The organism is Parabacteroides sp. HGS0025 (assembly GCF_000969845.1).
GTDB lineage: Bacteria > Bacteroidota > Bacteroidia > Bacteroidales > Tannerellaceae > Parabacteroides > Parabacteroides gordonii.
Map to the genome: position 1 here is coordinate 1,936,288 of NZ_KQ033902.1, position 24,890 is coordinate 1,961,177.

24 protein-coding genes and 1 tRNA gene are annotated in these 24,890 nt (G+C 46.0%); 12 read left to right on the plus strand and 13 right to left on the minus strand.

Annotated elements, in window-relative coordinates:
- Positions 1–52 precede the first annotated feature (52 nt).
- The 5 genes from HMPREF1212_RS07435 (at position 53) to HMPREF1212_RS07455 (ending at position 7,178) form a co-directional block, all read left to right on the plus strand.
- Positions 53–1,615, plus strand: coding sequence for a glycerol-3-phosphate dehydrogenase/oxidase (locus tag HMPREF1212_RS07435; protein ID WP_046148936.1), 1,563 nt, complete (start codon positions 53–55; stop codon positions 1,613–1,615).
- 36 nt (positions 1,616–1,651) lie between these two features.
- Positions 1,652–3,163, plus strand: coding sequence for a glycerol kinase GlpK (gene glpK, locus HMPREF1212_RS07440; protein WP_046148937.1), 1,512 nt, complete (start codon positions 1,652–1,654; stop codon positions 3,161–3,163).
- A 25-nt stretch (positions 3,164–3,188) separates the two neighbouring features.
- Positions 3,189–3,926 (plus strand): MIP/aquaporin family protein, encoded by a 738-nt coding sequence (locus HMPREF1212_RS07445; RefSeq protein ID WP_046148938.1) that lies wholly within the window; start codon positions 3,189–3,191, stop codon positions 3,924–3,926.
- A gap of 96 nt (positions 3,927–4,022) precedes the next feature.
- Positions 4,023–6,035 (plus strand): hypothetical protein, encoded by a 2,013-nt coding sequence (locus HMPREF1212_RS07450; RefSeq protein ID WP_046148939.1) that lies wholly within the window; start codon positions 4,023–4,025, stop codon positions 6,033–6,035.
- 159 nt (positions 6,036–6,194) lie between these two features.
- Complete coding sequence (locus HMPREF1212_RS07455) at positions 6,195–7,178, plus strand: substrate-binding domain-containing protein (protein ID WP_028728433.1); 984 nt, start codon at positions 6,195–6,197, stop codon at positions 7,176–7,178.
- A 16-nt stretch (positions 7,179–7,194) separates the two neighbouring features.
- Here HMPREF1212_RS07455 and HMPREF1212_RS07460 read toward each other — a convergent pair whose 3' ends face one another.
- The 7 genes from HMPREF1212_RS07460 to HMPREF1212_RS07490 form a co-directional block, all read right to left on the minus strand.
- The gene (locus HMPREF1212_RS07460) at positions 7,195–7,644 is read right to left on the minus strand and encodes a HyaD/HybD family hydrogenase maturation endopeptidase (RefSeq protein WP_028728434.1); all 450 of its coding nucleotides are present in this window, start codon (positions 7,642–7,644) and stop codon (positions 7,195–7,197) included.
- 135 nt (positions 7,645–7,779) lie between these two features.
- Entirely contained in the window at positions 7,780–8,520 is a 741-nt protein-coding gene (gene cybH, locus HMPREF1212_RS07465) for a Ni/Fe-hydrogenase, b-type cytochrome subunit (RefSeq protein WP_028728435.1), read from the minus strand.
- Positions 8,521–8,531: 11 nt separating this feature from the next.
- Positions 8,532–10,253: a nickel-dependent hydrogenase large subunit gene (locus HMPREF1212_RS07470; protein WP_028728436.1), complete on the minus strand. Its 1,722-nt coding sequence runs from the start codon at positions 10,251–10,253 to the stop codon at positions 8,532–8,534.
- 12 nt (positions 10,254–10,265) lie between these two features.
- The gene (locus tag HMPREF1212_RS07475; RefSeq protein ID WP_028728437.1) at positions 10,266–11,363 is read right to left on the minus strand and encodes a hydrogenase small subunit; all 1,098 of its coding nucleotides are present in this window, start codon (positions 11,361–11,363) and stop codon (positions 10,266–10,268) included.
- A 135-nt stretch (positions 11,364–11,498) separates the two neighbouring features.
- Complete coding sequence (gene hypE / locus HMPREF1212_RS07480) at positions 11,499–12,545, minus strand: hydrogenase expression/formation protein HypE (protein WP_028728438.1); 1,047 nt, start codon at positions 12,543–12,545, stop codon at positions 11,499–11,501.
- Between the two features lies 1 nt (position 12,546).
- Positions 12,547–13,626 (minus strand): hydrogenase formation protein HypD, encoded by a 1,080-nt coding sequence (gene hypD, locus HMPREF1212_RS07485; protein ID WP_028728439.1) that lies wholly within the window; start codon positions 13,624–13,626, stop codon positions 12,547–12,549.
- The gene (locus tag HMPREF1212_RS07490) at positions 13,623–13,850 is read right to left on the minus strand and encodes a HypC/HybG/HupF family hydrogenase formation chaperone (RefSeq protein ID WP_046148940.1); all 228 of its coding nucleotides are present in this window, start codon (positions 13,848–13,850) and stop codon (positions 13,623–13,625) included. Before HMPREF1212_RS07490 ends, hypD begins: the two co-directional genes overlap by 4 nt.
- Before the next feature lie 177 nt (positions 13,851–14,027).
- On the opposite strand from HMPREF1212_RS07490, the gene hypF reads away from it, so the two are divergent.
- The 4 genes from hypF to HMPREF1212_RS07510 all read left to right on the plus strand — a co-directional run bounded on the left by hypF (position 14,028) and on the right by HMPREF1212_RS07510 (position 19,559).
- Positions 14,028–16,295 carry a carbamoyltransferase HypF gene (gene hypF / locus HMPREF1212_RS07495; RefSeq protein ID WP_046148941.1) on the plus strand — a complete coding sequence of 756 codons (2,268 nt, stop codon included), beginning with the start codon at positions 14,028–14,030 and terminating at the stop codon, positions 16,293–16,295.
- A gap of 1 nt (position 16,296) precedes the next feature.
- Positions 16,297–16,638 (plus strand): hydrogenase maturation nickel metallochaperone HypA, encoded by a 342-nt coding sequence (hypA, locus tag HMPREF1212_RS07500; RefSeq protein WP_028728442.1) that lies wholly within the window; start codon positions 16,297–16,299, stop codon positions 16,636–16,638.
- A 16-nt stretch (positions 16,639–16,654) separates the two neighbouring features.
- Positions 16,655–17,419 carry a hydrogenase nickel incorporation protein HypB gene (gene hypB / locus HMPREF1212_RS07505; protein WP_046148942.1) on the plus strand — a complete coding sequence of 255 codons (765 nt, stop codon included), beginning with the start codon at positions 16,655–16,657 and terminating at the stop codon, positions 17,417–17,419.
- A 79-nt stretch (positions 17,420–17,498) separates the two neighbouring features.
- A complete protein-coding gene (locus tag HMPREF1212_RS07510; RefSeq protein WP_028728444.1) occupies positions 17,499–19,559 on the plus strand; it encodes an acetate--CoA ligase family protein in 2,061 nt (686 codons plus the stop codon).
- Positions 19,560–19,645: 86 nt separating this feature from the next.
- On the opposite strand, the gene HMPREF1212_RS07515 is transcribed toward HMPREF1212_RS07510, so the two are convergent.
- The gene (locus HMPREF1212_RS07515) at positions 19,646–20,290 is read right to left on the minus strand and encodes a recombinase family protein (RefSeq protein ID WP_028728445.1); all 645 of its coding nucleotides are present in this window, start codon (positions 20,288–20,290) and stop codon (positions 19,646–19,648) included.
- A 219-nt stretch (positions 20,291–20,509) separates the two neighbouring features.
- On the opposite strand from HMPREF1212_RS07515, the gene HMPREF1212_RS07520 reads away from it, so the two are divergent.
- Positions 20,510–20,584 (plus strand) — tRNA-Pro (locus HMPREF1212_RS07520).
- 79 nt (positions 20,585–20,663) lie between these two features.
- Here HMPREF1212_RS07520 and HMPREF1212_RS27540 read toward each other — a convergent pair.
- A complete protein-coding gene (locus HMPREF1212_RS27540) occupies positions 20,664–20,813 on the minus strand; it encodes an HTH domain-containing protein (RefSeq protein WP_147337537.1) in 150 nt (49 codons plus the stop codon).
- 58 nt (positions 20,814–20,871) lie between these two features.
- Complete coding sequence (locus tag HMPREF1212_RS07525) at positions 20,872–22,809, minus strand: DUF2075 domain-containing protein (RefSeq protein ID WP_046148943.1); 1,938 nt, start codon at positions 22,807–22,809, stop codon at positions 20,872–20,874.
- Between the two features lie 65 nt (positions 22,810–22,874).
- Here HMPREF1212_RS07525 and HMPREF1212_RS07530 point away from each other — a divergent pair, with 65 nt between their 5' ends.
- Complete coding sequence (locus HMPREF1212_RS07530) at positions 22,875–23,078, plus strand: hypothetical protein (RefSeq protein WP_046148944.1); 204 nt, start codon at positions 22,875–22,877, stop codon at positions 23,076–23,078.
- Here HMPREF1212_RS07530 and HMPREF1212_RS26930 read toward each other — a convergent pair.
- The 3 genes from HMPREF1212_RS26930 to HMPREF1212_RS07540 form a co-directional block, all read right to left on the minus strand.
- On the minus strand, positions 23,075–23,317 hold the full coding sequence (locus tag HMPREF1212_RS26930; RefSeq protein ID WP_157316958.1) for a hypothetical protein: 243 nt from the start codon (positions 23,315–23,317) through the stop codon (positions 23,075–23,077). The genes HMPREF1212_RS07530 and HMPREF1212_RS26930 overlap by 4 nt on opposite strands.
- Before the next feature lie 108 nt (positions 23,318–23,425).
- A complete protein-coding gene (locus tag HMPREF1212_RS07535) occupies positions 23,426–23,821 on the minus strand; it encodes a hypothetical protein (protein WP_046148945.1) in 396 nt (131 codons plus the stop codon).
- 6 nt (positions 23,822–23,827) lie between these two features.
- Positions 23,828–24,115, minus strand: coding sequence for a hypothetical protein (locus HMPREF1212_RS07540; protein ID WP_157316960.1), 288 nt, complete (start codon positions 24,113–24,115; stop codon positions 23,828–23,830).
- Positions 24,116–24,467: 352 nt separating this feature from the next.
- Here HMPREF1212_RS07540 and HMPREF1212_RS26935 point away from each other — a divergent pair, with 352 nt between their 5' ends.
- Positions 24,468–24,617 carry a hypothetical protein gene (locus HMPREF1212_RS26935; protein ID WP_157316962.1) on the plus strand — a complete coding sequence of 50 codons (150 nt, stop codon included), beginning with the start codon at positions 24,468–24,470 and terminating at the stop codon, positions 24,615–24,617.
- The last annotated feature ends 273 nt before the right edge of the window (positions 24,618–24,890 follow it).

The following is a 24,890-nucleotide window of genomic DNA, read 5'->3' on the forward strand; positions in this document are numbered from 1 at the left end:
AATCTAAATAATTTGTTAGATTTGTGGGAGTTAATATTTTATACAGGGTATTATGGAACGAGAATCAGTTATTTCCCTGCTGGATGACCGGGAAAAAGTATTCGACTTTGTCGTAATAGGCGGTGGAGCCACAGGTTTGGGAATAGCGCTCGATGCAGCAACCCGCGGATATAGCGTGGCCTTGTTCGAACGTTCGGATTTTACGAAAGGAACCTCTAGCCGGAGCACGAAGCTGGTGCATGGAGGAGTACGTTATCTGGCGCAGGGGGATGTGTCGCTGGTTCTGGAAGCACTGCATGAGCGGGGACTGCTTCGCCATAATGCTTCCCATCTGGTGAAAGACCAGCTTTTTCTGATCCCTTGTTACCGTTGGTGGGAAGGGCCTTTCTATACGGTCGGCCTGATCTTGTACGACCTGATGGCCCGGAAGCTCAGTCTCGGTCGGTCTATTTGTATCGGCCCCAAGCGTGCCGTAAAGACGATCCCTATGCTTCGTAAGAAAGGTATGACTGCCGGTGTGCTTTATCACGACGGCCAGTTCGACGATTCCCGTTTGGCAATCAACCTGGCGCAAACGGCTGTGGAGGCGGGTGGCTGCGTACTGAACTATATGAACGTGACCGGCCTGTTGAAAGAGAAGAAACAGGTGACGGGTGTCGTTGTCCGTGATGAAGAAACAGGTGATATATACCGGGTGAAGGCTCATTCGGTTATCAATGCCACCGGAGTGTTTGCCGACGAGATACTGCAGATGGATAAGCCGGGCAACCGTCCGACTGTCCGCCCCAGCCAGGGAGTCCATCTTGTGCTGGATGCTTCTTTTCTTGACAGCGATTGTGCGGTTATGATCCCTAAAACATCCGACGGACGTGTCCTGTTTGCTGTGCCCTGGCATGATAAGGTGGTGGTAGGCACCACCGATACGTTGATGGAGGGGTCGAGCGTGGAACCGGCCGCCCTGGAGGAAGAGGTGCAGTTTATCCTGAATACGGCTGCCAATTACTTGAACCGTGCCCCGCAGCGGAGCGATGTTTTGTCCGTATTTGCCGGGCTTCGTCCTTTGGCGGCTCCGCGTAACGAGGGGAAAAAAACGAAAGAGATTTCGCGCAGTCATAAACTTATCCGTGAGAAATCGGGTTTAATAACTATAATCGGAGGGAAGTGGACTACCTACCGGAAGATGGCGCAGGACACACTCGATTATGCAATTCGTTATATGCATGTGCCGACACGGGATTGTGTAACCGAAACGTTCCCGGTTCATGGCTCCGGAGTCACTCCCGATTATTCCGATCCTTTATATGTATATGGTACGGATGCCGATGCGATCAGGCAACTGGTGGCTTCTGCCCCGGAAATGGGAGAGAAGTTGCATCCCCGGTATGCTTATACGCGGGGGGAAGTTACCTGGATCATCCGTAATGAGATGGCACGGACATTGGAGGATGTGCTGGCCCGCCGTCTGCGGATCTTGTTTATGGATGCCCGTGCAGCGATGGCAATAGCTCCGCAGGTTGTTGCTATCCTGGCGGAGGAAAGAGGGAAAGACGCTTCCTGGAAAGCCGGGCAACTGGAAGAATTCAATCGTGTGGCTGCCCATTACATATTGGATTAACAAGAAAATGATAATGAACTAACAGAAAGGAAGAATATGAATTTCAGACATAAATATGTACTGTCTATAGACCAGGGTACGACGACTTCCCGGGCCGTTCTGTTTAACCGCCAGGGAGAGATCATCACTTTCTCCCAGAAAGCATTCCAGCAATATTTTCCTAAGCCGGGTTGGGTAGAGCACGACCCGAACGAAATATGGTACACGCAATCGTCCGCGATCAAGGAAGCGATGGCGAAGGCCGATGTGACGGATACCCATATAGCTTGTATCGGTATTGCCAACCAGCGGGAGACGACCATTGTCTGGGATCGCGAGACCGGTTTCCCTGTGTATAATGCCATTGTATGGCAGGATCGCCGCACAGCCGATTATTGCGAAGAACTGAAGGCTGAAGGTTATGCCGACTATATCCAGCAAAAGACCGGCCTGGTGATCGATGCTTACTTTTCCGCTACCAAAGTAAAATGGATACTCGACCATGTGAAAGGTGTCCGCGAACGGGCTGAAAGGGGGGAACTCTGCTTCGGAACCGTCGACTCGTGGCTGATCTGGAAGTTGACGCGCGGTGCTCAGTTCATCACCGATATAACCAATGCATCCCGTACGATGCTTTTCAATATAAATACGTTGCAGTGGGATCAGGAGTTGCTGGATCTTTTTACTATCCCGTCTTCCATGATGCCTGAAGTGAAAAGCAGCAGCGAGGTATATTGCGAAACCTCTACACCTATCTTTAAAGCGGGTATTCCTGTTTCCGGTATGGCCGGTGACCAGCAAGCCGCTTTATTCGGGCAGCTTTGCCTGGAAGAGGGTATGATGAAAACGACCTACGGAACCGGATGTTTCATGATCGTGAATACCGGGGAGAAGCCTGTCTTCTCACAAAATAACCTGCTGACGACGATTGCCTGGAAACTGGGGAACAAGGTTACCTATGCACTGGAAGGGAGTGTGTTTGTCGGCGGAGCAGTCATTCAATGGCTGCGTGACGGTATCGGTCTGATCCCGAATGCACCGGTGACGGAACAGATGGCCAAGTCGGTTCCTGATAACGGCGGGGTCTATTTTGTTCCCGCCCTGACCGGATTAGGGGCTCCCTACTGGGATCAGTATGCCCGTGGTGCTATCATTGGCATTACCCGGGGAACGACGGCCGCCCATCTGACACGTGCCGCGCTTGAAGGTATCTGCTATCAGGTGTATGATGTCCTGATGGCTATGGAAAACGATATTCATGCCAAGCCGAAAGAGATCCGTGTAGACGGCGGGGCTATTGCCAATAATTTCCTGATGCAGTTTCAGGCGGATATCTGCCAGTGCCCGGTGGTTCGCCCCCGTATCTTGGAAACAACGGCTTTAGGGGCGGCTTATCTGGCCGGCCTGGCAGTGAATTACTGGAAGGATATGGATGAGCTGAAGGAACAATGGTCGCTGGATACTATATTCACGGCTAAGATGAAGCCCGAGACGGCAATGGCTTTGCTTACCGATTGGCATAAAGCGGTTGGCCGTACGATGAACTGGGCGATGGAGAGTGAAATCTGATCTTATAATTAATACCTTACTTACCATGACACCATTTCTTGCTGAATTTATAGGAACTATATTGCTGATCCTGATGGGAGGCGGTGTAGTTGCCAATGTCTGCCTGACAAAGACAAAAGGGAACGGTGCCGGGTGGATGGCTATCACCACCGCCTGGGCATTAGGTGTTTTTATCGGGGTGGTTGTGGCCGGGCCGTATAGCGGGGCTCATCTGAATCCTGCGGTTTCGATCGGGCTGGCTATCGGGGGGACTTTTCCCTGGAGCGAGGTGCCTGTTTATATTCTTGCCCAATTTCTGGGAGCGGCGTTAGGGGCATTGGTGGTTTGGCTGGTTTACAAGGATCATTTCGATGCAACGGATAGCCAGGCGGCAAAGTTGGGCGTGTTTTGTACCAATGCGGAGATCAGTAATCCGGTTATCAATTTCCTGACGGAGATGGTGGGGACGTTTGTCCTGATGTTCGTTGTCTTTTATATTACGGATGGGGAGTTGACGTATGAAAGTAACAGTACGCTACCGATCGGGCTTGGATCGGTCGGAGCGATTCCGGTGGCGTTTACGGTTTGGGTGATCGGTCTGTCGCTTGGTGGGCCGACCGGGTATGCCATTAATCCGGCCCGCGACCTGGCTCCGCGTTTTATGCATACCATTCTTCCGATTAAAGGAAAAGGAAGCAGTCATTGGGAATATGCCTGGATCCCCGGAATTGCACCGATTGCAGGATCTGCGATAGCTGCGATGCTGTATTATGTTCTGAAATAGGACTTAAACGCTTTAGATCTATCTTAAATAATTGCTATATTCGTAGTGCTATTCTGGAAGAAGAGAGTAGCATTTATCTAATTTAGATCTATTGAAATGAGTAAAACAACCACATTACTTTTAGTCTTTTGTCTGATACTGTCCGGATGCAGAAACCATAAATCCCATAGTGACCAGTCTGCGTTGCGACCGGATTCGTTATCCGAACTTCATAGCCATGCACAACAGTTGTTCGACAAAGCTCGTGAACTGCAAAAAAGCGAGGACTATCCTGCTGTCATATCCGCTTATCAGCAATTAATCTCCCTGGAACCAACCGGAGAAGACATAAAGCCTGTGGCAAACCTGATAGATGAAGGATTTCTGCAACTGGTCTATTGTTATATCTTTTCCGGGCAACGTAAGGACGGGGCGGACTATTTCAGTTCAGTTTATAAGGAAAACAAGTTCTGGTTTGTACGAAACTACCCTCGTAGTGCGGAAATCAGTACTGCTTACTCCCTCTATGAAGCGACACGTCTGGATGAAGCTGTGGCTTTGATAGATCGTGCTTTGTCACGTCCGGAGGAGGGTAGGGAGAAAGATCAGCTTTATGTGGATAATGGCATTGCCTCTGTCATTTATAACCAGACCGGTGAAATACGTAAGGCGATAGCTTGCGGCGAACGGAGCCTGGAGATCATAAAGACGCTGGAAGATCAGTCGAAGATCGTGTTTGTGCTGGGTAACCTGATCTACCAGTATCAGCAGGTTGGAGAATTTGAGGAAGCCCTTGCCGCTTATGATGCTCTGCTGGCTACCGGTGAAGGGGAAAAGAATCCGTACGGACTATGTGCAGCCGAGACAAATGTCGTACAGCTTTATGACGAATGGGGATTGGAGGAGGAAGTAATGACTCATCTCGATAAAGCCAGGGATGCAGCCCGCCTGAGTGGTGTTCCCGATGCCTTTCTCCGGGTAGATAATTTGTCTGCTTATTATGCTCTTCAATCGAAAGAGTATGAAAAGGCGGCAACATTGTTGGACAGTATGCAGGTTCGTATGCCGGATCGTTCGCAGAACTCGTTTTATCATGAGTTTTATGATAATTATGCCTGCATCCTGGCTGTCAATGAAACGAAAGGGAAAGACGGAAAGGCCATTGCCGCTGCCCGCCGGCTGATCGGAGAACTGAAGAATAAACCGTTGAATAACCTTTCGGTGTTGACATACCGCCTGTTGGGGGATGTGCTGGCGGAGGTAGGAGAGACAGAGGCGGCGATTGAGGCGTATCTGGCTTGTGGCGATTATATACAAAAGAACCAACTGGTGAATCAGCAGCGCCTGGTCTATTATGCGCTGGGAGAGTTGTATGCAGAAACAAAGCGTCCGGCCGAATCGTCCCGTTATCTGCTAATGGCTCATCAGGCAAACCAGTTGTTTACCGAACGCCGGAATGCCGGACTGATCTCGCAGTTCCGGGTTAAATACGAAACAAAGGAAAAGGAACAGGATAACCGGTTGTTGCGTGCCGAATTACAATTGCGGGAACGTTCCCTGCGACATTATATACTGATCGGTGTCCTGTCCATCTTATTATGTGTTGTTTTTATGCTTTGGCTGACTATGCGCCACCGCACTTTGAGTTTGCGTCATGAGGCTAGTCTTCGCCAACATGAATTAGATAAAATCCGGCACAGGGAATCCCTTCGTCAGATCGAGGAGAAGGAGGCTCAACTCCGTCAGATGCTGACCGAGCGACAAAAGCTGAATCGTAAAAACGAAGAACTCCGCATACAGATTGAAACGGCGGAGGCTCAGCACACCATGCAGGATGTGATCAACAGTCTTTCTCCTTGTCTGCTGACAGCCGATGAGGAACAGGAGTTCCGTCGTCAGTTTTGTCTCCTTTACCCATCTTTCCTATCGGGGTTACGGGAGATTTGCCCTGCCGTGACACGTAATGATGAGTTGCTGGCTATGCTTATCCGCCTGAATCTTTCTTCGGAAGAGATCGCATTAGCTCTCGGAAATCATAAGGCAAGTGTGAATACTTCCCGTTTCCGCTTGCGAAAAAAGCTGGGACTGGATAAAGACGTGTCGCTGGAAGAGTATATGAGTCGATTTTAAGCGGCTTATAAATCAACGCTTTGTTGGCGATGGCTGCAATTGTCTATTGAATTGTCTATTGCTGTTTTTAGGAAATAGCTATGGTATTATATAGTTTTGCTTTTGTTGTATGGCTCCTGAGCGGAGTTGCTATTATATTATGAATTAAAACTAGTGAACATGAAAACCAGTACATTTTCAACATTAAAGAAACCATTTTTATTGAGACGTCTATTGGCTTTAACTTGTGCATTCTTATCAGTGATGATCTTATTTGCAGCTTGCAGCGATGATGATGAGCCGTGTCCGGCACAACATCCGCAGGTGGCGGTTTGTCTGAAAAACCAGACGAACAGTTGGCGTACAGCCTTAAGTTATTATGCAACCAATCAGTTGGAGTCGAAAGGGTTGACTTACGCAACCTATGTGGCCAAGGATAAAACACAGCAGGCAAACCAGATACGGATGGCTCTGGAAGCAGGTTGTCAAATACTGGTGGTTGTTCCCGAAGGTATCGGAAAAGAGGCGCTCGATTTCGCTTTCTCGGCGGGAATACCCGTTATTATGTTTGAAGACGGGGTGACTGATGGATATACGGCATTGGTACAAGGTGATAATGCGGCTGCCGGAAAGAATGCGGCGGGGTATATTGCATCAAAAGGAGCCGTACATGTGGTTGCTTTTAAGATCACGCAAGATCCGGCATCGAGTGATGCCCGTGTCGGTGCTTTTACGGAGGAACTGAAATCCAAATCACCTTCCACCCGGTTGACTACACAAACTCTTTCATTATATACAAGTGCTGACGGTAAGGAAGCGGCAGCCCGTATCCTGGCCGGTGACCCGTCGGTAGATGCCTTCTATGCCCAGGATGACGAGGTGGCATCCGGCGTGATCGAAGCGATCAGCGAATCCGGGCGTACTGATATCAAAGTCGTTGTCGGTTGTGGCGGATCGCAGGCGTTCCTGTCGTTGATCCTTTCAACAACGGTAACAGATGTTGCTACAACGCTTTATTCGCCGTCCATGATCACCAAATGTGTGGATCTGGCTGATGATCTATTAAAAGGTAAGGCCATTGAAGAAAAACAGATCGTGATGCCTGCCACTGTCGTGAACAAGGGGAATGCCGGGGAGTATCAGGACAGCAATTCACCTTATTGATTGGTTCGGGTATTCATTATTCAATCAACTCCCGAATAACCCTTATCACTTCCGGAATAGAAGCCTCTACTTCCGGAGTCAGTTCCATATTCACTTCATTCAGGTTGGCGGCGGAGATCACGATCAGATGCACTTCGGGAAGGTCGCCGGTCAGGATCATGGTTTCGATCATATCGCGAAGGCCGATCTCGTGAGCACTCATCAGGGGAGGATAGTCGCTGGCATATTGCGGACGGATTAGGCGGACGGTACCCGGCGGGTTACTGTCGAGGGTGGCGTCGACCATGATGATATGGTCGTAGCCCGTCAGCCAGCTGATCAGATGAAGGCCACCCGTCCCGCCATCCATCAGGGTGACATGGGCGGGAAGCGTTTCTTTTTCAAGAGCCCGGATGACGTGAATACCGACTCCTTCGTCTTTCAGCAACAAGTTGCCGACACCTAATATAAGCGTTTTCTTTTCCATAAATTCGTAATAAGCAGGGTTTTATATCTGAAAGAATAGCACTATAGTGCTAGGGATACCAACACTATAGTGCCAGCTATGTTAACACTAGTGTATCATACCCCGTAGCACTATAGTCCTGTTAAGAGTCAAGTATCACTCATTCTTTTTTGCAATCTTGGTGATCGTCTCAGCCGTCTCCGTTATCTCTTCCTTGTCTGCAATCTCTTCTTCGATAAACTTCCAGCCACCGATGATGGAAGACGTTTCGCCACGCTGTTCGATGTAGTCGTGATAGAACACCAGATAGACATGTACGATGGCGAAGAGGATGAAGAACCACATCAGGAAATGATGAATCTGCCGTGCCATCAGGTCGCCGCCCATCAGCGGGATCGTCCAGGCAAACAGTTGAGGGAATGCCGACTGGCTCATCTTGGCATACAGTCCGAAGCCCGTAATGCTTTGAAGCAGGAAAGCCCAGAACGTACCGAAGTAGATCAGGCTCGCCAAAGCATTATGCCCGATACTTTCGACCGGCTTGTTCTTTATCATCAGGATATCGACCTTAATGACTTCCAGCACTTCCTGCCATTGCGCTTTCTTCAACGGGATGAAGTTCGTCCACCGGGCAAAGCGATTTCCCACGAATCCCCAGTACAAACGGAATACGAAGTTGAAGAAGAACACGAAGGCCGCTACAAAATGGATGAAACGGACGATGCCGAACCAGTAACTGAAATACGCTTCCGAAGCATTCAGTATAGCGGGAGGATCGGCAATGATAAATCCGGTAATGCAGAGTATAACGATACACAATGCATTTACCCAGTGATAAATACGTACGGGAAGCTCCCATACATATACCTCGGTGAGGCGTTTCTTGCGACTTTTCATAGCAATACTATTTAAAACGTATCCATTTGGTGTACATACTTCCCTTCTTCGTCATACAGATGCACGGCACAAGCCAGGCACGGGTCGAAAGAGTGAATTGTCCGGAGGATTTCGAGCGGCTGGTTGGCATCGTGTACCGGTGTGCCGATCAGGGCCGACTCGTAAGGGGATAGATTTCCGTTCTCGTCTCTCGGCGAAGCATTCCAGGTAGTAGGAACCACCATCTGGTAATTCTTCACCCGGTTGTTTTCCATCACGATGAAATGGGCGAGTGCGCCACGCGGAGCTTCGGTCAGTCCGACACCCTGCGCTTTCTTCGGCCAGTTCTCGTTTTCCCACATCACCGGGTTGGCCATGCGTGAGTCTCCGTTCTCCAGATTCTTCATCAGTTGGTCGAAGAATTCGAGTGCCCAGCCGGCTACCAACTGCGTCTCGATCCCGCGGGCGGCTGTACGGCCCAGGGTGGAGAAAAGGGCACTGGCCGGAAGGTCGAGTGCTGCCAGGACATTGTCGACAGCCGTCTTTTGCGGTTCCTTACCGGCGGCATACGCCACGACCAGACGGGCGAGCGGGCCAACTTCCATCGGCTTTTCTTTCCAGCGCGGGGTTTTGATCCAGCTGTATTTGTCTTCTACATCCAGGTGTTTGTAAGGTGGTTTCGGGCCTGTATATTCCAGATTGGTTTCCCCGTCGTAGGGATGCAGACCGGCTTTATCGCCTTCCGTATATTTATACCAGGAGTGATAGATGTATTCTTTTATCTCATCGGGAGAGTTGGCATCTACGGGATGCACCTTGCTCAGGTCGCGATCCAACACGATACCGCGCGGACTCATGAAATCTTCTATACCGGCATATCCGTGCAGCGGGAAGTCGCCGTACGACAGGTAATTGCTTACGCCGCCGCCGATCTTGCTCCATTCATCCTTGTAGACTCCGGCGATCATCAGCAGGTCGGGAATATAGACCTGGTCGATGAAGTCTTTGCCTTCCTGCAACTTCTGTTTCACCAGCGCCAGGCGTTCGGCATTGATCGAGTTGGCTTCGTTGAGGTCGATACTGCACGGCATACCGCCGACGAGGAAGTTCGGATGCGGGTTCTTTCCGCCGAAGACGGCATGTACCTTCACGATCTCTTTCTGCCATTCCAGTGCTTCGAGGTAATGTACTGTGGCGATCAGGTTCTGCTCCGGTGTCAGCTTGTAGGCCGGATGTCCCCAGTAGCCGTTGGAGAATATACCCAGTTGGCCGCTTGCAACAAATTTCTTCAGGCGGTCTTGTGTCGCTTTGAAGTAACCTTCCGTGTTCTTCGCCCACGGAGAGAGTTGCTGGGCGAGGAGGGCAGCCTTCTGCGGGTCGGCTTTCAGGCCGGAGACGATATCTACCCAGTCGAGCGCGTGCAATTGATAGAAGTGCACCGTATGGTCGTGCATATAAAGCACTGCTTCCATAATGTTACGCACCATTTCCGCATTGGGAGGAATGGTGATATCCAACGCATGTTCGACCGCACGCACCGAGCAAAGCGAATGGATGGAGGTGCACACGCCGCAAACGCGTCCTACGAATACCCAAGCATCGCGCGGGTCGCGGTCGCGTACTATATTTTCTATTCCGCGTACCATCGTACCGGAACTGTAAGCGTCTTTAATCTTGCCGCCTTCTATGACAGCTTCTACCCGCAGATGGCCTTCGATACGGGTGATAGGGTCTATAACGATTCTTTCAGACATGGTAATACGAATTTAGATGTTAGACTTACTTTCCGGTTCGTCGTTGTCGATCAACTCCTTCTTGCGGATATTGGTGGCAACGGCGTGAACAGCGATACCGGCTGCTGTTGCGGCTCCCAGGGCAAGGCCGATCTGGTCGGCAGTCGCTTCGATCCCGAAGCCGTGAACGTCGGGCATCCGTTTATAGAACGGGCTGTTGTCCCAGAAGTTCTCTTCGCTGCAACCCAGGCAGGGGTGACCGCTCTGGATCGGGTAACTCGTCCCTTCATTCCATTTGATAATACCGCACGAGTTGTACGTGCTCGGCCCTTTACAGCCCACTTTGTAGAGACAATAACCTTTCTTGGCATTCTCGTCGTCGAAGCTTTCAACGAACAGTCCGGCGTCGAAGTTGGCACGGCGGTAACAGGTATCGTGTACGCGGCGGGAGTAGAACATCTTCGGACGTCCCAGACCGTCGAGCTGCGGCATGCGTTCGAACGTCAGCATATAGATGATAACGCCAGCCATCACGTCGGCGATAGGAGGACAGCCCTGTACATTAATAATAGGTTTCCCCTTTATTACCTTATGAATGGCTTTGGCACCGGTCGGGTTCGGGTTAGCCGCCTGTACGCAACCGGCACAGGCACAGTTTCCCCAAGCAATGATCGCCTTGGCACCTTCTGCCGCTTCCTTCGTGATCTGCAAAGCACTTTTACCGCCTACACAGCAATAGGCTTCGTCTTTGGTCGGGATCGAGCCTTCTATCATAAGCAGGTATTCGCCATGATACTTCTTCATGGTTTCCTCTTTGGCAGCTTCAGCCTGTTCGCCGGCAGCAGCCATCAGGGTTTCCGTATAGTCGAGTGAGATTTTATCGAGCAGGAGAGTCGCCACGATCGGGTGGGCGGCGCGGATGAACGATTCGGTACAGCAGGTGCATTCCTGCAGGTGAAGCCAGATAACCGGCAGGCGGGGCTTCGTTTCCAGTGCATTGACAACCTGTGCAACCCCGGATGCTTCCAATCCCATAAGGGCGGCCATGGTAGTGCAGAATTTCAGGAAATCCCTTCGGGAGATGCCTTTCTGTCGGCATTCCTCGTAGACGGTCGGTCTTTTATTTTCCATATCTTAGTAATTTATTGGTTTCTTTGTTTTGTTGCGATGATCGTCATCCTCCGTTGACGGCGGTCGTCACCTCTCGTTGACGGTAGTCGTCATCACCCGTTGACGGTAGTCGTCGCCTCTCGTTGACGGTTCCCGTCAGCAGATGCGAGGCAACTGTTCCCCACTCAGCATGTCTACAATGCGGTAGTTACCGTATAGTGTTTTCATCTTTACGATCGCGTTTCCTTTTGCAGTTACACGGCCGATGATTGTTGCATCCTTTCCTTCCGGGAAGCTTTTCATGATAGCAAGCGCCTCCTGTGCCCGGGCTTCGGGGAGGATGACCAGCACCAATCCCTCGTTGGCCACATAGAGCGGGTCGAGCCCGAGTATCTCCGAAGCGCCTTTGACGGCATCGGGGATCGGGAGGGCGGCTTCATCCAGCACGATCTCTGCGTTGGCAGCTTTTGCTATCTCGTTCAATGTCCCGCTTACGCCACCCCGTGTGGGATCGCGTAGGACATGGACTTCCTCTATATTTTTTAACAACCGGGAAAGCATATTGTTTAACGAAACTGTATCACTTTTCAGATTTGTTTCAAATCCGAGACTTTCGCGGGCGGAGAGGATCGTAATGCCGTGTGCCCCTATCGGCCCGCTGCAAATGACAACATCCCCGGTCTCTACACGGTCGGGGGCGATGCGGATGCCTTCGGGCACGACTCCGATACCGCTGGTGTTGATGAATAGTTTGTCGCATTTACCGCGCTCCACCACTTTGGTGTCGCCTGCCACGATCTGTACGCCGGCTTTGTCGGCTGCCCGGCGCATGGATTGTACGATCCGTTGCAGGTCGGCTAGCGGCAATCCTTCTTCCAGTATGAATCCGGCCGTCAGATAGAGCGGGCGGGCACCGCAACAGGCCAGGTCGTTCACCGTTCCGTTCACTGCCAGGTCTCCGATGTCGCCACCGGGGAAGAAAATGGGGTCGACAACGAACGAGTCGGTCGAGCAGGCCATCCGTCCTTCCTGAACGGGAAAGACACAGCCGTCATGATCCTGTTCCAGCAGCGCATTGCGGAAGGCTGGATAAAATATTGTACTGATCAGTTGATGCGTCAAACGTCCGCCACCGCCGTGTGCCATCAGTACACAATCGGCGTTATTCAGCGGAACCGGACAACTAAAATCTTCACTCTTCATATTACATATATTTATAGTATGCAGCGCAAACTCCTTCCGACGAAACCATCGGAGCTCCTACCGGACGTTCCGGCGAACAGGCCTTTCCGAAGAAAGGACAGTCGGATGGTTGCTTGATGCCGCGCATGATGTCTCCGGCAATACATCTGGATGAAATTTCAGCTCCTTTCGGATGGAACGGGAATTTCTCCCGGGAGGAATAGTTTGCATACTCTTTCTTTAATTGTAATCCGCTGCCGGGAATGAGTCCGATCCCACGCCATTCCTGGTCGCATGGTTCGAGTGTTTCATCCATTAAACGGCGGGCGGCGGGATTGCCTTCTTCCGGTACGACCCGTTTGTAGGCATTCTCTACAAAATGGCTTCCGTTCTCCAATTGAAGGAGACAGCGGTAAATGCCATACAGCAGATCGACCGGTTCAAAGCCGGTTACGACCATGGGTGTCTTATATCTCTCTGCCAGTTTATGGTAAGCTGTATTGCCGGTGATTGCACAAACATGTCCGGCTGTAAGAAAACCGTCCACTTTGCATTCAGGGTCGGAAAGGATGGCTTCCATAGCCGGAGGAACGGTAAATAAAGAGGTGAGGAGCGAAAAGTTCGGCAACTTCCTCCGCTGTGCTTCTTTTAAAGCCATCATGTGGACGGGAGCCGTCGTTTCAAAGCCGATAGCAAAGAAGACGACTTCCTTATCTGGATAAGCTTCTGCCAGTTCAACCGCATCGAGCGGGGAGTAAAGCATGCGGACATCCGCCCCGTGTGCTTTGGCTTGCAGCAGGTCTTCCTTTGTTCCCGGCACACGCATCATATCGCCGAATGAGGCCAGTATGACAGAGGGCTGTCCGGCCAGTTCCAGTGCTTGATCGATCAGTGCAACCGGAGTTACACATACCGGACATCCGGGGCCGTGAAGCAAATGTATCTCTCGCGGTAATAGTTCTTCCAGGCGGTAACGGGCGATGGCATGTGTCTGTCCGCCGCATATCTCCATGATATGCCACGGCTGGGTCGTTACCTGCCGGATAGCCCGGAGTAACGATTGTACCTGATCGTTGTTTCTGTATTCATCGACGTATTTCATAAGCGTTGCAGCTTCTTAAGGTCTTCCAGTGTTTCCTCTGCTTCCTGAGCATTCACTACGGAGATCGCCATTCCGGCATGTGCCAGAATATAATCGCCTTCTGCTACATCCACCCATTGGATACAGATGCTCTTTACGATGCCGCTGAAATCGACCTTTGCCATCGTCAGATCAGGCTCGGAGCGGTCAATGCTTACTATTTTACCCGGGATTGCAAGACACATAAGTTGATTTGTTTTTATTAACAACTTCAAAAGTAGGTAATATGTTTTGGAAAAGGTGTGTTAAATGATACATATTATCTATTAAGTGATAAATAAAAACTATCTGTATTGTTGTCCGGACGGTTTGTTTATTCGGGTAAACCCTCTATATTTGTCCGGACAGTTAAAACATAAAGGGTGAAAATATCGATATTGACAATCCGTGGATTAGTGCAAGGCGTTGGCTTTCGTCCTTTTATCTATCGTATCGCAAGTGAGATGGGGATAAAAGGAGAGGTCGATAACCGGAATAACGGTGTTTGCATCCGGGCTATCTTGACTCCGGAGCAATGCGACCGGTTTATCTCCCGTATAAAGAAAGAGCATCCGCCTGTTGCTGCAATTCATAGCATCTGGGTGACGGAGGTAGAAGATCCGGCCACGAATTACACGGACTTTTCCATTACACCCAGCCGTTCCGACTCGAACGAGGTAACGCAGGTGGCACCCGATATCGCCGTTTGCCCGGAATGCCTGCAAGACAGGAAGGAGCAGCCCCATCGTCTGCAATATCCCTTTATAAACTGTACCCATTGCGGCCCGCGCTTTTCCATCATCCGTGATCTGCCCTATGACCGGAAACAGACAACCATGTCTGCTTTTGCGATGTGTCCTGATTGCGGAAAAGAATACGGAACTGTCAGTGACCGACGATTTCATGCGCAACCTGTGGCCTGCAATCATTGCGGGCCTTTCTATTATACCCGATATAATAATGTAGAGATAACCGACTACCGGACGCTGTTCGATCTTTCCTGCCGCTTACTGTGCGAAGGTGAAGTGATTGCGGCAAAAGGTATCGGCGGCTATCATTTGATATGCGATGCTGCGAACGAACAGGCGGTGAAACGTCTGCGTGAGATAAAGCAGCGCGACAGTAAGCCTTTTGCCGTTATGTTCCGTTCAGTCGGTCTACTGAAAGAATATGCTGAAGTCGATCCTGTGGAAGAAGATTGCCTGATCTCCTGGCGTCGTCCGATCGTCTTGCTGAAGCAAAAGAAAGCCCTTGCTGCTGATATCAACCGGGATATGCAAACGTTAGGTTGTATGTTGCCGTATATGCCATTGCATTATGATTGGTTTACAGCGCTGGATGTCCCGGCATTGGTTATGACCAGCGGAAACCTGAGTGATTATCCGATTGCTATTACTCCTATGGAAGCGGAGAAACAGTTATCCGGTAAAGTGCCGTTGATACTTCATCATAACCGGGATATTTATAACCGGGTGGATGATTCGGTTTTGCAGGTTTGCGGCGGGCAGCCTTGTCTGATCCGTCGTTCGCGTGGTTACGTGCCCGAGCCTTTCTTTGCCGATGTAGAGGTGGAAGGAATCCTGGCTTTCGGAGCAGAAAAAGTAAATACGTTCGCTTTGGGAAAGGAAGATACGATCCTGCAAAGCCAGTATATCGGCGATTTAAAGAATTGGGAAACATTCAGCTTCTATACGGAATCCCTGGAACGGTTTGAACATCTTTTCCGTTTCACGCCAACCTCTCTGGTGTGCGATCTGCATCCTGATTATCTTTCTTCGCAGGAAGCGGAACGTACGGCTGTGCGTTGCGGATTACCTTTGCTGAAGGTTCAGCATCATCATGCCCATGCTGCGGCCTGTATGTTGGAGTACGGATTGCATGAACAGGTAATAGCTATCGTGCTGGATGGAACCGGATTGGGTGACGATGGTAAAGTCTGGGGCGGCGAGTTTTTTCTTTGCGACCGTAAGACGTATCGTCGTTTGTCGCATTTCGAGTATGTCCCGCTGCCCGGCGGTGATAAGGCTTCTGTTGAACCTTGGCGGATGGCTGTCGCTTTTTTGTGGCATTACTTCGGAGAATCAGTTCGCTTTCTGGATGGTTTCATCGAGCGGATAGGAGAACAGAAGATCCGGATGCTGATTACTATGATGGAGAAAGGGATAAACACACCTTATACTTCCAGTGTCGGTCGGCTTTTCGACGCTGTTGCTTCTTTGCTGGGACTTTGTGATGTATCGACTCACCAGGCCGAAGCACCGGTACGGCTCGAACAAGTGGCCTCTATTGAACCCTTTGGCCGCTATCCGGTTCTAATAAAAGGAGATGTTATTTCCTTTCGTCCGCTGTTTAAAGAATTATTGAATGATCTGGCTTCCGGAGTATCTGTCTGTGATATTTCCGCCCGGTTCCATAATACGATCGCTTATCTGCTGTTGGATGAAGGGAAACGGCTTCTAAAGCAAACCGGAGTTTCCCGTGTGGTCATCTCCGGCGGCTGTTTTCAAAATAAAAGGCTGACGGAGCAGTTGCAGCGTCTTTTTGCCGAAGCCGGCATTCCGTTGTATGTTCCCGGCCGTATACCTTGTAACGATGGAGGAGTGGCAGTCGGTCAACTGGCTATTGCCGCTTCCCGGAATAAAAAAGAATGATATGCACGAAATGTCTATTGCACAAAGTATTGTGGATCTTGCTGAAGAGCAGGCGCGCAACCGTGGTTCGTTAGCGGTCGAAGAGTTGGAGCTGGAGATCGGACGCCTTGCCGGTGTGGAGCTACAAACCCTGGCTTTCGCCCTGGAAAGCGCAGTGAAAGGGTCTATGCTCGAACAGGCAACTATTGTACGCCATATTATTGAGGGTGAAGGACAGTGCACCGACTGCGGACATACATTCCCGATGGAAGCATTATTCGCTTCTTGTCCGGAGTGCGGTTCTTATTGTGTTAAAATCATTAAAGGAAAAGAACTTCGTGTAAAATCGATTGTTATTAAATAATAAATACAAAACGCTTATGTGTGGAACTTGCGGATGCGGAGAGCATCATCATCACGAACACGACCATGATCATGGCCATGAACATCACCATCATTATCACGATGAAGGCAAAGTAATAACACTCGAACAGGATATTCTTCAGCGCAATAACTTGCTGGCTGAACGCAATCGCGGTTATTTTGAAGCAAAAGAGATCTTTTGCCTGAACCTGATGAGTTCACCCGGCTCGGGAAAGACAACGCTTCTGGAAGAAACTGTCCGCCATCTCGTAGGGGCTGTTCGCGAACAGCCCTCCCCAAAGATATATGTTATTGAAGGCGACCAGCAAACATCCAATGATGCCGACCGTATCGCAGTCCTCGATATACCTGTGTTTCAGGTGAATACCGGAACAGGCTGCCATCTGGAAGCTGATATGGTGAACCATGCCGTTAAGCATCTTTCTCCGGAAAATGGCTCGATATTGTTTGTCGAGAATGTTGGCAACTTGGTTTGTCCCGCTATGTTCGATCTGGGAGAGGCAAAGAAAGTCGTAATCGTGAGTACCACGGAAGGGGATGATAAGCCTTTGAAGTATCCGCATATTTTTGCTGAAGCTGATATTTGCGTGATCAATAAGATTGATCTTGCACCCTATCTGGATACAAATGTAGAGGCGTTGAAGAATAATGCTTTGAAGGTAAATCACCATTTAAAGGTCTTTGAAGTGTCGGCTACGAAAGGAACCGGAATGGATGCCTGGTGCGATTGGTTGGTCTCAGAGTGTACAAAATGTAAATAAATTACCCGGATTTCGGTGGATGAATAGATAAAAAAGCTATATTTGTTCCAATTCATTGAACCAAATTAATCAAAATGTTATGATTAACCGAGAATTAATCGACCCTAAGAGCATCGTTGTAGTAGGTGGCTCAAATAATGTACACAAGCCGGGTGGACGGTTGGTACGAAATCTTCTGGATGGTAAATATAAAGGAGAACTGTATGTTGTCAACGCTAGGGAAGACGATGTACAAGGCTTGAAATCTTATCATTCTGTACATGATATACCGGACACAGAGATGGCTATCGTGTCGATTCCCGGTCCTTCCTGTCCTGAAGCTATCGATGTGCTGGCTAATCAGAAGAATGTAAAAGCTTTTATCGTTGTTTCTGCCGGTTTTGGCGAAGAAACCCATGAGGGAGCCCTTTTGGAAGACCAGATGCTGGCAACAGTGAACGAAGCCGGCGCTTCCATGATCGGCCCGAACTGTATCGGGCTGATGAATACGAAATTTCACGGCGTATTTACGCAACCTATACCTGAATTTCATCCGGATGGAGTGGATTTTATTTCCAGCTCCGGAGGTACGGCACTTTTCATTATCGAGTCTGCATTGACAAAAGGGTTGCGTTTCTCATCTGTCTGGTCGGTCGGTAACTCCAAGCAGATTGGAGTGGAGGAGGTGCTTGAGTATATGGATCGTCACTTTGATCCTGTGCTCGACTCAAAGATTAAAATGCTTTATATAGAACAAATCAAGAATCCGGATAAATTGCTTTATCATGCATCCTCATTGATCCGTAAAGGCTGTCATATTGCTGCCATTAAAGCTGGTAGTACGGAGTCGGGTAAACGTGCCGCTTCGTCACATACCGGTGCAATAGCCAGCTCGGATTCAGCCGTTGAAGCTTTGTTCCGTAAAGCAGGTATCGTACGTTGTTTCAGTCGTGAAGAATTGACTACGGTTGCCAGTATCTTTACATTGAAAGAGGTGAAAGGAAAGAATTGTGCTATTATAACCCATGCCGGAGGCCCGGCGGTCATGTTGGCCGATGCTCTTTCGAAAGGGCGTCTGAATGTGCCGAATCTGGAAGGGCCGATTGCTGCTGAATTGAAATCCAAATTGTATCCTGGAGCCGCTGTCGGTAATCCGATCGATATAATCGGAACCGGTACGCCTGAACATTTGGCTACCGCGATCGATTATTGTGAAAATCATTTTGAGGAGATCGATTTGATGATGGTTATTTTCGGTAGTCCCGGCCTGGTCAAACTCTATGAGACATACGAGGTACTTCATAAAAAGATGGAGGAATGTAAGAAACCTATCTTCCCTGTTTTACCATCTATTGTAACGGCAGGTCCTGAAGTGCGCAGTTTTGTAAAGAAAGGTCACGTCAACTTCTCCGATGAGGTGACATTGGGAACAGCTCTTTCGCGCGTGATCAATACGCCGAAGCCGATGAGTACCGATATTCAGTTATATGGTGTCAACGTACCGGAAGTACGCCGGATTATCGATCAGTTACCTTCAAACGGTTATCTGGCACCCGAACAGGTTCGAACTTTATTGGGAGCTGCAAATATTCCGTTAGTGGAAGAGTTTACATCGACGGATAAAGACGAGCTGATAGCATTTGCCAAGAAGGTAAAATTCCCGGTTGTAGCTAAGGTGGTTGGTCCTGTACACAAAAGTGATATCGGTGGCGTTGCCTTGAATATCCGGAGTGAAGAACATTTATTGTTCGAATTCGAGCGTATGATGCGCTTACCGGATGTAACGGCCATTATGGTTCAGCCTATGCTGAAAGGGCAGGAGTTGTTCCTCGGTGCGAAGTATGAGGAAGGTTTCGGCCATGTTATACTTTGCGGATTAGGAGGTATTTTCGTCGAAGTACTGAAAGATGTATCATACGGGTTGGCTCCTTTATCATATGATGAAACATATTCAATGATCCATTCTTTGCGCGGATATCCAATCATAAAGGGAACACGTGGACAAAAAGGTATTGATGAGCAGCAATATGCAGATATTATCGTTCGTCTTTCTACTATCCTTCGCTTTGCTTCTGAGATAAAAGAGATGGATATTAATCCGCTGTTGGCAACTGACCGGGGATTGTTTGCTGTCGATGCACGGATAAGGATTGAAAAGTGATCGTATAAATACGAAATAAAAAAGGGGAATTGAAAATGTATTAGCCTGTCGATTATTTTCAATTCCCCTTTTTATTTATTGACTGTTCAATCCATCTTTTTCTTTCTCTTTCCGGTTCTTTTTCTTCCCGGAAGGCTAGGGCTGATATTGTTTCTGACGAAATTTTTAAAACTACTTAATGACACCTGGTAATATTCAGCCAGTTCAGCATAAGTCGCTTTTTCTTCGTTTAGCTCTTTTTCTATCTGTTCTTTCTGAGCAAGCAGGTGATCCATTTTAGGAGTTCCTTTGGGTCGTCCGAGAGCTGTCCCTTTATTTCTACTGATCTCAAGAGATTCTCTTGTACGGGTCGAGATTAGTTTACTTTCAATCTCTGAAACGAGTCCGAAAGTAAATGCCAACGTCTTGCTGTCGACGTTATCTTCGAAAGTGTACCCTTCCTTAAGACAGTAAAGTGTCACTTTCTTCTCAATACATAACAAGATCAAATGCATAATTTCCATTAATTTCCGGCTTAGACGGGTAACATCTGCCACAATCAGTGTGTCGCCGGCATTCATATTCTTAATTATTTCTTCAAGCCTGTTTTTATGGCGTGAAGAAGTAGTTCGAGAATCATTATGCCATTTGTCTATGGTTATGTTATTATTTACTGCAAATTGTTCAATCGCATTTTTTTGATTGTCACTTTGTTGCTTGTTTGAATATGTTCGTGTATAGGCAATTATCATACTATTTTCAATGTTGATATGTTTATATTATAACATATTGGCCTGCAATATGTTCATGTTTAATGATCTACTTCTTTCCTTTGCTTTTCCTCCTTTCCCTTTAGTTGAGGTAATAAAACAGATGCGAAAGTAATCAATTAAAAAAAAACACGAAATATTTGGTGGTTAAAAATAAATGCTTACCTTTGCACCGCAATCGACAATAAAGCGGTTGTAAAACGGGGTGTAGCGCAGTCCGGTTAGCGCACCTGCTTTGGGAGCAGGGGGTCCCAGGTTCGAATCCTGGTACCCCGACACAAAACAAAAAGTTGTTTTCAGCTAATTAAAGAGATAACGAGTCGGTACATTATTGTATTGGCTCGTTTTTTTTATGCTAAAACGTCTTATTTCTCTTTAATAAGCGTTGATAAGGCAGGGTATTTCTTTTATATAAATTTTGATCATTAATTTTATCAGCGATTTCACTGCTAGTTAAAGGCTTATTAGCTTTTTTTAAAACTGTGATCATTGCTTCGTGTAACACAAACTGTACATATAAAAATAAAGCTCCGAAACGGAGCCTTATTTTTATAATTATAGAGTTATTGTTGTAATTTTGATTTGATGTATTCTTTTAAATTGTTGTCACAACAATATACATAGCATCCTTTCATCCCACGTGACATTAAAACTCGATAAATATTGCGAACATAGTTATCGAAATTTGTGGAATTTCTCTTTAATACAGGATCTTTTATTTTATTTATATCAGTAACTAAACATTGTTTTTCTGTATCATATCGCAAATCTGGACCAATGATAACCCCTATATAATCAAATTCAAACCCTTGTGCTGTATATATACATCCAACTTGCTTTATTCCTTCAGGTTTATATGCCCATTCATACCACTTAACATAACCTTCAGGAATACTAGTAATAGTATCTTTTGTTTCCCAAGGCATTGCAAATTTATCAATTGTTACATCTTTTACTAAATTACCATTTTCATCTAAATCACTAGACCAAGGCCAACAAAAGCCTGCAGTGAGACGGGCTGTTTGATTTTCAACATTATCTTTTTTCTTTATTTCTTCATACAATGTTTGTGGATCATCAAAAACTCTAAAATCAAATTCTTCTTTTTTAAAAGATGATTTTATAGGCTCATTATAAATAACTTGTTCAAGCCAGTCTAAATAGTTATCAGAACCATTGCATCTAAATTGAGATTTTAATTCAATTTCAACAATATCAGCCTCATATTCTTTTGCACAATCTCGGATTAGTTCTGATGATCCAATTTCAACACTTCTAATAGCTTGTTTGTCATCGATGAAGAATACGGATATTTTAGATGCTCTTACAATTGTTTGTATTTGTGAGAGGTTTGTTCGTTTGTTGGATGGTGTATATTGATTGTTTGCATTATTTGAGATACGGTGAGCTTCGTCTACCAGCAATACATCCAAACTGTCTCTTTCAAAATTTGCAGGAAGAAACTGAGTAATGTTTGAGAATAAATATTTAGCTTTACTACCGCGAGGTAATCGATATTTAATGCCTTCCAATAATGGTTTTGACTTTGTTGCATAATGGATGTTATACTTTTTCTTGTGTTTCGCCAATATGGAAAGTATGTGCAAGGCAATGACTGTTTTACCTGTGCCTGGACCTCCTTTTACGATAATTACACTTTTTTTCTTGCCTATTTTACGTATTTTGTCAAGTATAACATTGCGAGCAATGATTTGTTCTTCGATTAAAGCAAATTCCGATGAATTACCTTCATGAATCAGACTTGCTGCAGATTCGAGTAATTTTTTAGATGGGCGTATGGGGCTATTTATCATTTTATTGAAAATAGTCAAACCATCCCCCCTTCCTAAAGCGCTCTGTAAGCGTTTTGCTAATTCTTGAACTTCGTCTCCAGCATATGTTTTGTATGTTTTTTGAAGTTCATCATACCTTGCATCATATAATGCATTTGGCTTTACGTTTTTACGATAATTATAGCAATATGCAATGCCTTCAATAAGAAGTTCTTTATTGCTTAATACCTCAATGAATCCCGTTAGATAATCATTATAACCTCTTACTTGTTGAGATGGATGGGCTACTAATCGATTACCTCTACCTGTATATGCTTGTACTTTATATGTTACATCTGATATTTCATCAATGTTAAAATTCCCTTCAGATATTGCAGCTTGGACTCCTTTATTACTCCACTGTTTTAGTTCGATGTGAACGACATTTCCTTGACCTAATAAGTTTCTACCATACAAAATACAATCAATGCGTTTCATATTGTATGGAACTAAATGCTCGAATGTTATATAAGAATCTGTAATTCCACTTAATTCAAGTAGATCTTTTATCTTAGGGGCATTATTACCCCAAGATCTTACTTCTGAATCACTGGGGTTTATGTTGTAGTACATTGCAGTTTTTATCATTTTATCTACAAATGTATTAGTCATTACATCTTTGAAAAATATGGATTGAGGTTCTTGATATATTACTCTTTTAGCCATCATGGATTTTAATTTAGGTAACTACATACCACTTTACAGTATTATAAACCCTTTAATAATTAAAGAAGATGGAAGAGAAGAGAAAAGAACAGAGTTTAGAAAAAACAAATCCTTGCCTCTTAGCCGAATTGCTAAAAGACAAGGAAGCGGTTAAAGAGTTAGCGGATATTTTCGCTGACAGTGTTGTCAACAAGTTTGCTGAAAGATTCGGTAGTCCACGTGAACCTAAATCTAACAATGTAACATTTAGGGAAAGTATAAAAATGCCTTAACTTTTATTCTTTAAATCCAACAAAGAGAATAATGTTACGTGAGCACATATAGGGCAAACAATAGCTGCTATTGGTAAATGAACTCTAACCATAGAATCAGATGTTGGGCTTGTATTAAAAGATGTTAGTTGATATTCTCCATCTTCAAATAATTGCTTACCATCATAATGGCAGTTAGGGCATAATGATATTTTCAAATTTGCTGAAATTTTTGATTTTTGTTCTTCTGTAAATCTCATAATCCTGTATGTTTTAAAAGTTTGTACTCTAATATCAAGGGGGCGAATATTACCCGCCCCCTTTCACTCTCGAACTCCACGAATCACCCTATGATTCATTAGTGTTATTCATTTTTTATTCATTTTCTTTTCTTTTTCTATTAATTCTGAATGCTTTTCACACCATCTTAAAGTTGCTTCTTTATATTCCTCCAACTTCTCTTCAGCTTCTTTTTTTGCTTTCTTAGATTTTTCTAACAACTCGTTTACCTCTATTAGTTTTTTCCTTGATGTTATGACGTTTTCTTGAGCATCCAAATTTAGAAATTCCAATTCCTTTTTCAGCCTGTTTATATCTGATACAACTGAACCCTCTAGTTTGTGATTACCAAAACCTATACCAATTATTTTTATTTTGGCAACAAAATCTTCTGTTATCTCAACTTTGCCAGTAGAAAACAATAAAATAAGAACAAGTAATACTCCTAATAAAAAACTCAAAAACAATTTCAATTTTTCTTTCATACTTTGTTATTTATTTTTGAGTCTTTTCCTTCTTTCCCTTCTTTCTATTTTAGCAAATTCGTCCAGTCCGGCATCTTTGAATTGTTGCTCTCTGTTTACCGAACGCCAATACTCACCGTCATATCTTGATTTTTTATTATCTTCTGAACTATTAGAAAATGCCGTATATATTATTCCAATAGGAATACCTATAATAGCTAGCACAATTATCAAGAATAGTATATTTTCCCTGAATTTTTTAGCTTGCCTTTTCTCTCTATACATTAAGGCTTTTTCGCTCATCTTGTTTTCCATATCCATTTTATTTATAGTGTTACTAAATTATTAGATAGCAACAACTACAAATCTAGGATAAGAAACGTAGACTGCCGCCCTTCGCCTTCTAGGTTCACCACAAACCCAATACAACAAGGGAAGAAGCCTACGCCTGTACGGTGCAGTCACCCTGTTGTATTGTTCAATGGCTCTTTTTATCCGAGGTGGTGATTCAGAAGGCATGAGCCGATTTTAACCTAAATCAATCTATTCGATTGATCTCGATCTCCGGTACAAAGATAGTAAATGTTTATCATCTACCAAATAAAATGTATGGAAATATCAAATAATGGCTATATTTGCATGAGTAAACTACTAAATATATTGAGTCATGAAAAAAATAAAGCATAACAAGAAAAAAGATTATAAGGATACTTATGATATTCCAGACGTAATAAAAAATGGAACATTTACACTTAATAGAGTTTCATCAGAAGAACTAAAAAAAAGGAGAATAGACGTTTATCCTTATATGATCTAAAGAGTTATTTCACGCCGGAGAAAATAGCATTTTTGATAGATTGTATAATCTTATAAACTTTAGGCTTAAAAATGCGGTCGGTTCACAATTAAAGGTTAACGGTTATGAAGTTACAATTTTGATAGATATTTGTTCAGCAATAATTGACGCAAATCTCGCCGGTGATTTTGAAACCGGCGAGAATATAAATGAGAGATAGATAAAACTCATTTCTTTTTCGTATCTGGCTTTCTCCTGACCAACGCTCTCAAAAACGGGTCAAGCTGTGTCTCT

Coding starts and splice junctions, on each gene's coding strand:
- HMPREF1212_RS07435 (WP_046148936.1), top strand. CDS start 53: ATGGAACGAGAATCAGTTATTTCCCTGCTGGATGACCGGGAAAAAGTA.
- glpK (WP_046148937.1), top strand. CDS start 1,652: ATGAATTTCAGACATAAATATGTACTGTCTATAGACCAGGGTACGACG.
- HMPREF1212_RS07445 (WP_046148938.1), top strand. CDS start 3,189: ATGACACCATTTCTTGCTGAATTTATAGGAACTATATTGCTGATCCTG.
- HMPREF1212_RS07450 (WP_046148939.1), top strand. CDS start 4,023: ATGAGTAAAACAACCACATTACTTTTAGTCTTTTGTCTGATACTGTCC.
- HMPREF1212_RS07455 (WP_028728433.1), top strand. CDS start 6,195: ATGAAAACCAGTACATTTTCAACATTAAAGAAACCATTTTTATTGAGA.
- HMPREF1212_RS07460 (WP_028728434.1), bottom strand. CDS start 7,644: ATGGAAAAGAAAACGCTTATATTAGGTGTCGGCAACTTGTTGCTGAAA.
- cybH (WP_028728435.1), bottom strand. CDS start 8,520: ATGAAAAGTCGCAAGAAACGCCTCACCGAGGTATATGTATGGGAGCTT.
- HMPREF1212_RS07470 (WP_028728436.1), bottom strand. CDS start 10,253: ATGTCTGAAAGAATCGTTATAGACCCTATCACCCGTATCGAAGGCCAT.
- HMPREF1212_RS07475 (WP_028728437.1), bottom strand. CDS start 11,363: ATGGAAAATAAAAGACCGACCGTCTACGAGGAATGCCGACAGAAAGGC.
- hypE (WP_028728438.1), bottom strand. CDS start 12,545: ATGAAGAGTGAAGATTTTAGTTGTCCGGTTCCGCTGAATAACGCCGAT.
- hypD (WP_028728439.1), bottom strand. CDS start 13,626: ATGAAATACGTCGATGAATACAGAAACAACGATCAGGTACAATCGTTA.
- HMPREF1212_RS07490 (WP_046148940.1), bottom strand. CDS start 13,850: ATGTGTCTTGCAATCCCGGGTAAAATAGTAAGCATTGACCGCTCCGAG.
- hypA (WP_028728442.1), top strand. CDS start 16,297: ATGCACGAAATGTCTATTGCACAAAGTATTGTGGATCTTGCTGAAGAG.
- hypB (WP_046148942.1), top strand. CDS start 16,655: ATGTGTGGAACTTGCGGATGCGGAGAGCATCATCATCACGAACACGAC.
- HMPREF1212_RS07510 (WP_028728444.1), top strand. CDS start 17,499: ATGATTAACCGAGAATTAATCGACCCTAAGAGCATCGTTGTAGTAGGT.
- HMPREF1212_RS07515 (WP_028728445.1), bottom strand. CDS start 20,290: ATGATAATTGCCTATACACGAACATATTCAAACAAGCAACAAAGTGAC.
- HMPREF1212_RS07525 (WP_046148943.1), bottom strand. CDS start 22,809: ATGATGGCTAAAAGAGTAATATATCAAGAACCTCAATCCATATTTTTC.
- HMPREF1212_RS07530 (WP_046148944.1), top strand. CDS start 22,875: ATGGAAGAGAAGAGAAAAGAACAGAGTTTAGAAAAAACAAATCCTTGC.
- HMPREF1212_RS26930 (WP_157316958.1), bottom strand. CDS start 23,317: ATGAGATTTACAGAAGAACAAAAATCAAAAATTTCAGCAAATTTGAAA.
- HMPREF1212_RS07535 (WP_046148945.1), bottom strand. CDS start 23,821: ATGAAAGAAAAATTGAAATTGTTTTTGAGTTTTTTATTAGGAGTATTA.
- HMPREF1212_RS07540 (WP_157316960.1), bottom strand. CDS start 24,115: ATGGAAAACAAGATGAGCGAAAAAGCCTTAATGTATAGAGAGAAAAGG.
- HMPREF1212_RS26935 (WP_157316962.1), top strand. CDS start 24,468: ATGAAAAAAATAAAGCATAACAAGAAAAAAGATTATAAGGATACTTAT.